9 protein-coding genes and 1 riboswitch are annotated in these 12016 nt (G+C 38.4%); of the genes, 5 read left to right on the forward strand and 4 right to left on the reverse strand.

The features are described 5' to 3' along the window. Nucleotides 1–69 precede the first annotated feature (69 nt). Complete coding sequence (locus tag L4F92_RS06985; RefSeq protein ID WP_250350507.1) at nucleotides 70–2247, forward strand: TonB-dependent receptor; 2178 nt, start codon at nucleotides 70–72, stop codon at nucleotides 2245–2247. Nucleotides 2248–2302: 55 nt separating this feature from the next. Here the strand turns inward: L4F92_RS06985 and rplY are convergent, their stop codons facing one another. Beyond that, nucleotides 2303–2590: a 50S ribosomal protein L25 gene (gene rplY / locus L4F92_RS06990; protein WP_250363180.1), complete on the reverse strand. Its 288-nt coding sequence runs from the start codon at nucleotides 2588–2590 to the stop codon at nucleotides 2303–2305. Between the two features lie 232 nt (nucleotides 2591–2822). Between rplY and L4F92_RS06995 the strand changes: the two genes are divergently transcribed. Together L4F92_RS06995 and L4F92_RS07000 are read left to right on the forward strand one after the other, a co-directional pair. Beyond that, nucleotides 2823–3434 carry a DedA family protein gene (locus L4F92_RS06995; RefSeq protein WP_250350509.1) on the forward strand — a complete coding sequence of 204 codons (612 nt, stop codon included), beginning with the start codon at nucleotides 2823–2825 and terminating at the stop codon, nucleotides 3432–3434. A gap of 9 nt (nucleotides 3435–3443) precedes the next feature. Continuing rightward, entirely contained in the window at nucleotides 3444–3719 is a 276-nt protein-coding gene (locus L4F92_RS07000) for a YcgL domain-containing protein (RefSeq protein WP_250350510.1), read from the forward strand. Between the two features lie 302 nt (nucleotides 3720–4021). On the opposite strand, the gene torA is transcribed toward L4F92_RS07000, so the two are convergent. The 3 genes from torA to L4F92_RS07015 all read right to left on the reverse strand — a co-directional run bounded on the left by torA (nucleotide 4022) and on the right by L4F92_RS07015 (nucleotide 9789). After that, the gene (gene torA / locus L4F92_RS07005) at nucleotides 4022–6496 is read right to left on the reverse strand and encodes a trimethylamine-N-oxide reductase TorA (protein ID WP_250363181.1); all 2475 of its coding nucleotides are present in this window, start codon (nucleotides 6494–6496) and stop codon (nucleotides 4022–4024) included. A gap of 85 nt (nucleotides 6497–6581) precedes the next feature. Then, nucleotides 6582–6714: riboswitch (molybdenum cofactor riboswitch) on the reverse strand. A 105-nt stretch (nucleotides 6715–6819) separates the two neighbouring features. Continuing rightward, complete coding sequence (locus tag L4F92_RS07010) at nucleotides 6820–7944, reverse strand: NapC/NirT family cytochrome c (protein ID WP_250363182.1); 1125 nt, start codon at nucleotides 7942–7944, stop codon at nucleotides 6820–6822. A gap of 144 nt (nucleotides 7945–8088) precedes the next feature. Further along, nucleotides 8089–9789: a LuxR C-terminal-related transcriptional regulator gene (locus L4F92_RS07015; RefSeq protein WP_250363183.1), complete on the reverse strand. Its 1701-nt coding sequence runs from the start codon at nucleotides 9787–9789 to the stop codon at nucleotides 8089–8091. A gap of 188 nt (nucleotides 9790–9977) precedes the next feature. Between L4F92_RS07015 and xthA the strand changes: the two genes are divergently transcribed. Together xthA and L4F92_RS07025 are read left to right on the forward strand one after the other, a co-directional pair. Further along, nucleotides 9978–10781, forward strand: coding sequence for an exodeoxyribonuclease III (gene xthA / locus L4F92_RS07020; RefSeq protein ID WP_250350514.1), 804 nt, complete (start codon nucleotides 9978–9980; stop codon nucleotides 10779–10781). Between the two features lie 212 nt (nucleotides 10782–10993). Beyond that, the gene (locus L4F92_RS07025) at nucleotides 10994–11944 is read left to right on the forward strand and encodes a hypothetical protein (protein ID WP_250363184.1); all 951 of its coding nucleotides are present in this window, start codon (nucleotides 10994–10996) and stop codon (nucleotides 11942–11944) included. Nucleotides 11945–12016 lie beyond the last annotated feature (72 nt).

Genomic DNA, 12016 nt, shown 5'->3' on the forward strand with positions numbered 1-12016 from the left:
ATAGGCAAATGCAAAGAAATAACTTTTTTCTTTCATTTACAAGTCCAACATATTATCAATGAGAAATTTATGCAATATTCCATTCCTGTAAAATTAAGCACAATTTACACCGCACTTTTCTTTGGGGTTTCTTTTTCCGCTTCAGCTGAAACGAGCCAATCGTTAGATGAAATCAATGTGGTTACTGAATTAGAAAAATTCAAAGCCACCAATAAGCTCAAATCAGAAGTCAATTTAAGCCTTTTAGGCGAACAACTTGCCTTTACCTCGCCTATCACCGTAGCAAATTATGATGAACAGGCACTAGCTGATAGCCAGCCTCGCAATATTGTTGATGCAATCGCAAAAACCGATGCTTCTGTAATGAATTTTGGTGGTGAAACTAACACCTTGCAAGGCGTTTATGTGCGTGGTTTACAATTAGATGCCCGTCAATTTAGTTTAAACGGCTTAGCAGGATTATATTCCACTTACAATTCCCCAACCGCTGCTGTCAGCTCAGCCCAGCTAATTAAAGGTGCCTCTACTGCCACTGTGGGAATGGATCCTGAAGGTTCATCAGGCGCGTCAATTAATATTGAAACCAAACACGCTACTGATAAAAACATCAATCGTCTTGGCTTTACTTGGTTTAGCAATTCCCGTTTACAAGAATCTTTTGATTTTGGTCGCCGTTTTGGGGCAAATAAAGAATGGGGCATTCGCATTAATGGACTCTATCGTGATGGCGATACAGCGCGCGATCATTATTATGAACGCAATAAAGAATTCGCCATTTCCGCCGATTATCGTGGTGAAAAATTACGCGTTGATTTGGATTATCTCTATGCCAAACGTGCCACACAGGGTGGGCGCGCAAGGGTGCAAGATATTCAAAATCTCACTTATGCCTTACCAACCGCACCAAATGGTCAGATCAATTTAATCCCTACTTGGTCAGGACAAACCACGCGGGATCAAACCATTATGCTTACTGCTTCTTATGACTTACCTTATGAGATGACTTTATCTGGCGGCATTGGACATATGACATCAAATTATTACGGCAATTTTGGACAAATTCTTGCCACCCATATTCAACCTAACGGTGATTATAAAATCAGCCAAATGCGTGCGATGGATTTTATCACTCGCACTACCAGCGGAAATTTAAAATTACAAGGGAATCATTTTACTGGCACATTAAGCCATAATTGGAATGTAGCTTTTGATGCGGTACTACGCGAACGAGATTTTGATCAAAGCCCTGTGCTTAAAGCATTTTCTGGTGGCAATCTCTACGCCCCTCACTTTGCTCAAGTGGATAACTTCAAACCTCTAGCCCAAGGCAATACGGATCAAAAATTAAAATCTTACAGTCTTGCTTTAGCGGATACGCTCGGGCTATTTGACGATCAAATTCGTTTAACCTTAGGCGGTCGCTTACAATGGATTAAACAAACCAACTATCAAACCAACACAATAACAGGAGAAAAATCCATAAAAACAGACGGCAAATCGCACCGCTTTAGCCCAATGCTTACCCTTGCTTGGGTGCCTAATTCCAATTTTGTCCTTTATGGAAATTATTTAGAAGATCTTGAACCTGGTTATGTAGATGAAGATGGCACAATGACTAATCCACGCGTAAGCCGTCAAATTGAGCTGGGAGCAAGAAAAAACTGGGGGGACACCTTCACCACCACCCTTAGCCTTTACCAAATCACACGCCCTGGTATCATCAGTGCAAAATCTGCCACAAAATATCACCGCACTTCCGGAGAGGAGCAGGGCAAAGAACGTAATCGTGGAATTGAATTTAACCTTTACGCAAATTTACTTAAAGGTCGCTTACGACCAAGTTTCGGCATCACTTACAACAAAGGCGATCTCATTGACTTCTCAAGCTATGCGGGGGAAATCATCAGCGGCGTTCAAGTGGCAAGCCCACGCATTATTGCCAAATCAGCCATAGAATGGGAACCAAGTTTCGCACCAAATCTGTTATTAAGTAGTGCAGTGCAATATTATGGAAAATCTTACCAAGATTACGCAAAAACCTATAAATTTCCGTCTTATGCCACCATAGATCTTGGGGCAAAATATCGTTTCAAAATGTCCCAAAACCAAGAGGTTATCCTTCGAGCTGGAGTAGAAAATCTGTTCAATAAGCATTATTGGCAAGTACAGCGCGGAAAATATGACCGCAGTTTTGCCGTGCTTGGAATGCCTCGTACTTATTGGGCAAAAATTGAATATACATTCTAAAACGGGGATAACAAAAAAGCACCTTAAAAAAGGTGCTTTTTCATTCAATACGGAATTAAACGCGTTTAAAGTCGATATGAACTAATTTCGGTTTGAATGGGTGGCGTTGCATTGCTTGCACTTTTACTGCCACTTCTTTACCATCAATCACTAAGGTGATCACGTCTGAATAGAAAGTATCGTGTACTTGAGCATTGTTTAATTCATCGTGGCTTAAAATGATTGAAACAGGTTCTGCATTCCCACCATAAACGATTGCAGGAATTTGACCATTATGACGCAGGCGGCGGCTCGCACCCTTACCTTGCGCTGTACGCACTTCAGCGTTAAATTTGAATGACATAATTGTATTCTCTTTAATAAAAAGTTAATCGAAAAAATCGCAGGCGACCCAGCGATTTCATAAAATCAAGCTCAAAGGAATCTTTGAGGTCGCAAATTATAATCAATGCCCGCCCTTAAGGCAAATAGAAATCCACTTATTTCCACATTTTTAATGGCTATTTTCACAAAAAAAGTTACAATAATCAGCATCTTGAATTTCACCATTGTGGCAAATTAAATGCGGGTTTGATATGGAATTTTTAATCAACTTCTTTACTGACTATGGCTATTTCGCGGTGCTGTTTGTTTTAATTATCTGTGGTTTTGGTGTGCCAATTCCTGAAGACATCACCCTTGTTTCAGGCGGGGTGATTTCTGGCTTAGGCTATACCAATCCACATATTATGCTGGTAGTCAGTATATTGGGTGTGCTACTTGGCGACAGCACAATGTATTGGCTAGGACGCCTTTATGGCGTAAAAATCCTACGTTTCCGCCCAATTCGCAAAATACTCACCTTAAAACGCTTACAAATGGTGCGCGCCCAATTTGATAAATACGGCAACCGTGTTCTCTTTACCGCCCGTTTTCTGCCCGGATTAAGAGCGCCAATTTATATGGTTTCAGGTATTACCCGCCGCGTTAGTTTTATCCGCTTTGTCCTGATTGATTTTTTTGCTGCGATTATTTCTGTGCCAATTTGGGTCTATTTAGGTCATTTTGGGGCAAGTAATTTAGATTGGCTCAATGAGCAAATCAAGAAAGGACAATTTGTTATTTATGTGATTATTGCCGTCGTTGCGCTGATTGTCTTTTGGAAATGGAAACAATCCCGCCAAAACAAACAACAAGCCGAAGACTAGGAAACGCTTATGATTTGTGCGATTTACAAAAGTAAGAAAAAAGCAGGAATGTATTTATACATCGCGAAACGCGATGAGTTTTCCGCCATTCCCGAAACGCTACGCAATAATTTCGGCACACCTATTTTTGTGATGTTATTTAATCTTAAAGGAGACAAGTCTTTAATCAACGCAGATAATCAAGAAGTTCTCGAAAAAATCCAACAACAAGGCTTTTATCTACAAATGCCTAAGCAAGAAGAAAATTTGTTGGAAATTCATAAAAAAAGTACCGCACTTCATTAATCACCATAAAACTCAGCCTATCGCTGGGTTTTGTTTTGCGAAACTTTGGGGTAGAAAAAGCAATAATACGCTTTTAGCTTATAACCACGAGAAATTTTCTCCCATAACTTAAAACCTATTTATGTAAAACTCGCAAAAAAACAACCGCACTTGATAGCTACTTACTTCCAATAATATAGGCTGGCTTGACACAGAGAATACAGTAAGCCAAACCAATGTGGGCTTATTTCAACGCTAAACAGCAATTAATTATGACGAAAAAAATCAGCCCCTAGAGGCTGATTTTCATTTTTACTCAGTGATTAAGCTGATTGTTTTGGTTGTTTAAAGACTGTAACCGCAGGGGCTTCACCAGTGAATTTTTCCACTTGTACAATACAGGTATTTGGTGAATTACCCTGTGCCAGTTTTGATGTGCCTTCATCTCGGGTCAGTACATTTGGACAACCATTTTTACATAATGGTTTATCCGATTGTCCAAGATCCGCTGGATCGTACCAAGCCCCTTCGTGTAAGGCGACTGTTCCTTTGATGATACCATCAGTAACAACAGCACCAGCAAGCACTTGTCCGCGTTGATTATAAATACGAACGATATCGCCATCAACAATACCGCGCACTGCCGCATCATCTTTATGAATTAGCACGGGTTCGCGATCATTTACCGCATATTTTTGGCGTAATGATGTGTGAGCAAGCTGGCTATGCAAACGGTAGTATGGATGTGGTGTAACCAAAGCAAGGGGCGCTTCTGGTGTTGTGTTGCCCGCAAATTCGGCTGGCTCCATCCAACTTGGGTAGCCTTTACAATCATCATAATTCATTTTGGCGATCACATCAGAATAAATTTCAATTTTACCTGATGGTGTGCCAAGTGGATTAAGTAAGGGATCATTGCGGAAATTTTCATAACGAACCCATTTTTTCGCTTTTTCACTTGCTTTAAAGGTAATCGGTTTATTTTCTTCCCAGAATTTTTCAAATTTAGGCATTAATACACGATTTTTGCGTGCCGCATCAAATGCGGTTTGGTAGAAGCCTTTTAACCAATCCATTTCCGATTTATTTTCGGTAAATTGTGCTTCTACACCGGCACGTTTCGCTAATTCCGTAAAAATATCATAATCATTTTTCGCTTCAAATTGCGGAGAGACAACTTGTTTCATCGGATAAATATTCATCATTGAATAGTCGCCTGACATTGTTAAGTCGTTACGCTCATAGCTTGTGGTAACAGGCAATACAATATCCGCCATACGTGCTGTTGGTGTCCAATTGACTTCATTAACAATGAAGGTTTCCGGTTTATAAAACGCCTTAACCAATGTGTTAGTATCTTGGTGGTGTACGAATGGGTTTCCGCCCGCCCAATAAACCAATTTAATATCAGGATAGGTAATTTCTGTACCATTGTATTGGATTGTTTTTCCGGGATTTAATAAGGCATCAGCGACACGCGCTACTGGGAAAGACATTTTTGATGTTTCATCTAACCACGTTTTTTCTCCAGCTTGTGCAGATGGATTTGCGGTAATCGAACCGATAATACCGCCTGTTGCCGTTGGTGCGCCACCATTTGCATAATGGTAACTGAAACCAAATCCACCACCCGGTAAGCCAATTTGTCCGAGCATAGAGGCAAGGGTAACCATCATCCAATGGCTCTGTTCACCATGACGTTGGCGTTGCATTCCCCATCCCCCCATCAGCATTGTTCTCTTAGTGGAGAAATCAGTGGCTAATTGCTTAATGACGTCAACAGGAACACCCGTTAATTTGCTTGCCCAAGCGGCATCTTTTGGCTGTCCATCGGCTTTGCCTAACAAATATTCCTCAAATTTATCATAGCCTGCCGTATATTTTTGTAAAAAGGCTTTATCGTGTTTATTTTCGCTAACCAATGTATGGGCGATACCTAACATTAATGGCACATCTGTTGCGGTATTAATTGGGATCCATTCCGCACCTAAGAATTCACAACTTTCACTTCTTACAGGATCAATACAAATAATACGTTTCCCGCTTTCTTTTAATTTCTTAAAGTATTCAATACCTTGCTGATCGGTGGAGGTCCAAGCAATACGCAATGTGGTGAGTGGGTTTGCCGACCATAATACGACAATTTCAGAACTTTCTAAAATGACATCCCAACTTGTTTGCTGTTCATAAACTTCTATCGTGCCTAAAACGTGTGGCATAATCACTTGTGCTGCCCCAGTAGAATAATCCCCTTTTGAACCAACAAAGCCACCCGTTACATTTAAATAACGGTGTAATAATGTTCTTGCTGCATGCAACGCACCAGAGCTATACCACCCATAAGACCCCGCATAAATGCCAGTTGGGCCATAACTATCTCGCACGCGTTTCATTTCATTTGCGACAAGTTCAAATGCCTTATCCCAAGAAATTCGTACCCATTCATCTCTACCACGTAATGTCGTATCTTTATTTCCTTCTAGGTATCCTTTGCGCACCATAGGATATTTTACGCGTGTTTCACTATACAGTTGATCCGCAACAACAGTTTGTAATTCATTAACAAGTGGAGAAGGAATGGCTGGCCCAGATTTAACCACTTTACCGTCTTCTAACACAACGCCTAATGGCCCCCAGTGAGCGGCTGTAACAACCGTTGTTTGTTCGGCTGCAAGGGCTGGCTGAGAGGTAACTAAAGAGCCAACAACACCGCCCGTTAAAGATGTTCCTGCAAGGCCAAGTGAAGAATGTTTAATGAAATCGCGACGACTTGCATTAATATTGTCTTGTTTTTTCATTTTTTAACCCTAGTAATGACGATCCACAAATCTATTTACTCAGAAAAATTACTTCAATTTCTACCGCACTTGTAATTAGATAGTGGGTATTAAAATTACGACACCTTTCTAAAACGAGTGGCATAATCATTTCTAACTATACCATTGTGCAAACAGGTTGCAGGCATTGCTTCCATATCTTTCGACTTAGGTTCACAAGCTCGGAGTCAGCCTAATACTAACAAAAGTGGTTAGTATTTATTCCTATTAGGAAACTATTTATGGTGGATTAAAACGACAATAATGGGTATTTGCTTGCCTGATTTTAATCCACTATTACGATACTAATGCGATAAGTTAGCCATATCTTTACCATTACGCTGCAAATAAATTGTTAATGTGCGTACATCCTCATCAGATAACGAGGTGCGATCTTTCATTGAATTGACCACACCAATCCATTGATTTGCTGTGTAATGATCGGCAGAAATAGGCGCATGACAACCACTACAATAGGTTTCATTTAAGTTTTTACCAAACTGATTCAGTGCGGTTAAATCTGCGGTTAAATTTGATTTTGGTACAACAATAGGTAAACGAATTTCTTTCCAATTCGCTGCGGTGACTTCATCATAAACAGAACGAATCACTTGAATCTTCTCTTGGGCAACATTTTCTAATAATGCCACCATAATACGTTTGCCTAAATCCATATATACGACACTTTCTGCCCCTTCTTGTTGCCAACCGCTTAATGTGGCTTTAACTTGTTCATCAGCCGTATTCCAATCAGTTAATTCAGCATAAGGCATTAAACGAATCGTTCCCCCCTCTTGCAACGTTGCATTTGCCATCGCTAAGCTATATAGGGTTTTATCTTCAGTCGAAAATTGCCCACTGTGTTTTGCTAATTCACTGTTTGCTTCATTGTTATCCACTTCCATTTCAGGCATAAAATGAACGATTCCTTTATGGCAATCAATACAGGTTTGGTTGGTTTCTTGTGCAATTTTATGCATTTTCTGAGCTGCCTCAGATTGTTCGGATAACACCATTGCCTCTTGATTATGGCAGCTTTTACACGTAACCGAATCGCTTGCTTTCATCTCTGCCCAAACTGATTTTGCCATTGCTAAACGATGGGTTTCATAAGCGTCTTGATCTGGTAATTTATCCACCACAAAGGTATTCCACACATCTTTTAATGCCATCACTTTCGTTTTTACATAATGGAATGCGGAATCCTGTGGAATATGACAATTCGCACATTCCGCTCTTACGCCTTTGCGGTTTGAAAAATGCACACTTCCTTCCCATTCTTGTTTGGGAATTTCCATTGAATGGCAGCTCACACAAAATTCTGTGCTACTGGTTGCTTTCATTGCGTATTGCGATCCAGCAAACACGCCAACACCAAGCAATATGCCAAATAAACTGCCTAATACAAATTTTTTATTTAATTTTGCCATAGCCCCCCCACATAAAATTGATACATCAAAATAGGTAGAATAATGAAAGAAATTATAAGGTGGGCATCGAAGTACTCAATACGTAAAGTTACGTATTTACCTCTTAAGGATTAGTAAAATTTGATATAACGCAAAAAAGAACCGTTAAATACGGAACCAATGAGGCAATCTAAATACCGATTCAGCAAAAACATCGGGCGCAATTACGGTACTTTTTCCTTGCTGAATTTGGAATAATAAATGAGGCTGGCTAATTGAAAGATCTTTTGTATTATCAGGATAAGTAAGCCCAGCTTGAACTTCACCACCAAAATAATAAGTACCGTTTACCCCAGTATACGCTAAGGATCGAATGCCATTAATGACTTCTCTAAAGGCTCTTGGGGAAGGGCTATGCCGCCAAACATTCGCGAGAATTTGAATTTGATCATAAGCCACGCTGGCTTGTGAATAACTCGGTTGGTGGTGAAATAATTGCTGATAGTGTTGGCGGAATTTTTGTCCCGCATAATTCATACTTAATCCCGTTGTACTTGCCCATAACACATCTTCACATTGCTTTTCTTGTGGTAAAAATACAGAGGGGGCATAAATACTATAAATAATTGCATTAATTGGATTCTGTATAAAACATTGATAAAAAGCGAGAATATCTTCAGCAAAATAAGAGGCAAACACAATTAAAGTGGGATCAATATGATGAACCTGTTTCATTAACACATTGAAAACATCAGATGATTTTTCTAATGCTAGCACTTCCACATACCAATGTGCGTTACGCAGTTGAATAATCAGATTTTCAATACCAATATCAATTTTTTGCCACGTTACTGTAACCACTAAAATCCTTTTATTTTTCACAACTTGCGGATAATGATATTGATAAGCCTGAATAAAACGCGCAACACCTGCGCCATAATTAATATCACTTGCACAGGCTTGAAAAATATTTTTAATTTGCCTATGTTGCGACTTTCCTAAATCACTATGAGTAGCAAGATGAATATACGGAATTCCCTTGCTTGCAATCCATTCGTGTAAATCAGGGGAATAGCAAGCATAGCTTGCCGAAATCGCATCCACTTCTTTATCAAACAATGTTTGGTAAGCTTGTTGGATACTTTTGGGATCATCAACACGAAATCCGACAGTTTCTAACCGCACTTGTCGCCCATGAATTCCCCCTTGTTGGTTGATCATTTCGACCGCTAACTGTGAACCGTTGCATAATTCCTGCGTATCCCATTGCCCAATACCTTGCTCCACATAAGGCACGCCAATGGTGATAGGACGAGAAATGGCGGAATGAATAAAGTGCGGTGTTTTTTTCGACAGTTTTTTACCCTTAGCGAGTTCTTCAATTTCATAGGTTGCTAAAAGAGATTGGGGCAAATCCCCCGGGGTTGGCAAACAACACAGATTTTCTGTGATAGCAAACACCGCTAAACTCGTCCGATTGTCAATCTGCGTTTTTTGAAAAAGATGTTCAACGTGTTTGGCAACAGTACGCTCACTAATAAAAAGCTGTTGAGAAATTTCCGCATTGCTTAGCCCACTACTGAGCAAGGTTAAAATTTCAAGTTCTCGTTTACTCAGCTCAAAAGGCAACGGCATTTGTTGCGCAGTAAGTAAGGTAAACCTTTGCTTATAACGTTGTAAACTGACATTAAGCCATTGCTGATCAGCTTGATAATAGAAATGCACGTTATCGCGTTTGGAAGCCAGCAACGCCTGTGCATAATCAATAAGTTGGGGGTAATTTTCAAGATATGCCTTTCCTTGGTGATTTTCCCATTCAATTAATTCTTTCTGTTCATTGACTAAACAAGACCATACTACTGTCATTTGCTTCCCTGTTATTGACGAATAAACGTGTCTATCATAAAGAAATTTCGCGCCATATTTAATGATATAAATCAACAGATTGCCGAACAAAGTAAAGTGCGGTAAAAAATATTATCATTTTTTAAATGAGCTAAACCTTAGTATAATGCCAGCTTAATTTTTTAAATGTACAACTAGGAATAAATGAAATGAAAGTAATGTCTTTTAATATCAATGGGCTACGTGCAAGACCACACCAATTAGAAGCCATCATAGCACAGTATCAACCTGATATTTTAGGCCTGCAGGAAATTAAAGTGGCGGATGAGGATTTCCCTTATGCCTTAGTCGAACACCTTGGTTATCACGTTTACCATCACGGACAAAAAGGACATTATGGTGTGGCTTTTTTATTAAAACAAGCACCGAAAGCCATTCACAAAGGCTTCCCTACTGATGAAGCAGATGCCCAAAAACGCATTATTATGGCGGAGATGGAAACAAAATTTGGCTTGCTCACCGTGATCAATGGCTATTTTCCACAAGGAGAAAGCCGTAATCACGAAACAAAATTCCCCGCGAAAGAAAAATTCTATGCGGATTTACAACGTTATTTAGAACAAGATCATAATAAAGAAAATCCAATTATTATTATGGGAGATATGAATATCAGCCCAAGTGATTTAGATATTGGTATTGGTGAAGAAAACCGCAAACGCTGGTTACGCACAGGAAAATGTTCATTCTTACCAGAAGAAAGAGAATGGTATAACCGTTTATATGCCTATGGCTTAACAGACACTTTCCGCCACCTAAACCCAACGACAAATGATAAATTCTCGTGGTTTGATTATCGTTCCAAAGGCTTTGATGATAACCGTGGCTTACGTATTGATCATATTTTAGCAAGTAATAATTTGATCGACAGCTGTACCGATACAGGCATCGCTTTAGATATTCGTGCAATGGAAAAACCGTCTGATCACGCACCGATTTGGGCAGTGTTTGAGTAAAATAAAAAGTGCGGTATAAATTTTCGGAAAATTTTAAATTTTTGTACCGCACTTAATAAACCAATATCTTCTCTCATATTTCTATCTATTCAATATCGCTTTATATAAATCTTAAGTTTTATCTAACAAATACCATTCAAATTTTTATATATTGATTATCTTTATCGCGTTATTCATAATTCACACCTCTCATCAATAAAAAGGAAATCATTATGAAGATATTATCTGATGAAATCGCTACGAATTTATGCACATTATGTATTTACAGCAATGATAAAGATGATAATAAAGAATATATTGTCTGTTCAATAAACGATTGGATTATAATTTTTACAATAATTCTTAATATTGTGGTAATGCGATATTTCTCATTCTACTTTAACATAGAACAACTCACCCGTTTTTTTAACCCAATAACTGGAATACTGTCGTTAAGCATTATTAATGTGCTAGCGGCACTGTGGATTATACAACAAAATAAAAATATCACTTTATTTATTAGTGAATATCAGTTTAAATATCAGCTTATGACTTCTATGAGTACCGCTCTATTGGCTACGGCATTTTATATAATAAAACCCATATTAATGTCCCCATATGATTCTAAAATAGATAAAGCAATATCAGATTTAACACTTAATTCAATACAGCAATACCCAATATTCCGTGAATTATTTTACTCAATAACGATAGAGGCACTCTCTTTCATCTATGCCACCACTATTGCCTTTATGATTTTCTTCCTTCCAATCGCTATCGCTATCATTGTAATTGACATTAAATTATCTAATAAAGAAAACTCTAATGATATAATATTAAATATAGTTTATACATTATTTCTTCTATTTCCCATACTCTATGCTTCTGTTTCACACCGATATTATTTAGAAAAAATACTAAAAGAAAAAATATTACCAGATAAAAATGTTAACTATTTGCTTGTTAAATATGAGTACGACGAACTCAGTAAAAGATGCAATAACCCCAAATTAATCAAACTAAATCAAACAAATCAATATCGGTTTAAGTTTATTTCTCATAATAAAGTAATTTATGTTGAGGGAATGTCGGATAAGGATATAAACAAGGAAGAACGGACACTTGAGAATATTACTGAATATAACTTCTATCCTGATGAGGAAGAATGTATCAAATTTGAATGATTTTTTCGCTATCTTTATAAAAGATCTTATTTAAATATATGCATATAAAAAAAACCGCACTTCATAAAGTGC

It is taken from the genome of Avibacterium sp. 21-595, assembly GCF_023611905.1.
GTDB lineage: Bacteria > Pseudomonadota > Gammaproteobacteria > Enterobacterales > Pasteurellaceae > Avibacterium.